Genomic DNA, 371 nt, shown 5'->3' with positions numbered 1-371 from the left:
ATGTCGCCGAAGGTCGCGAGGTCGGCGACACGACCACCCTCGCCGACACCGCCGTGATGAGCGTGATCAGCGCCCAGGTGAAGTGAGGCACGCGAAGGTCCCGGATGCCGTACGCACGGCATCCGGGACCTTCGTCGTTTCACGCATGTGTATACGTTGTGCGCAACCGCGCGACCGTGAGAGCGCTCAGGCACCCTTTGTGTATACACTGAGAGAATCAACGGCGAGGGAGGGATGCCATGCGGGCCAGCGACCGCGCGTACTCCGCCCTCCTCGATGACATCCAGACCGGCGTGCTCGCGCCAGGTACCGTCCTCGGCGAGGTCGAGCAGTCCGCCCGCCTCGGCGTGAGCCGGACGCCCCTCCGCGCG

At 67.4% G+C, this 371-nt stretch carries 1 protein-coding gene; it reads left to right on the top strand.

Translation table 11 applies throughout. From position 1 onward, the window contains the following. Positions 1 to 239 precede the first annotated feature (239 nt). Positions 240 to 371: GntR family transcriptional regulator (locus ACZ3HH_RS29460; protein WP_465810044.1), on the top strand; the 132-nt coding region annotated here is incomplete at its 3' end.

This window comes from Pseudomonas sp. PME37.24/025, assembly GCF_055556615.1.
This window is presented reverse-complemented; position numbering and strand designations above follow the sequence as displayed.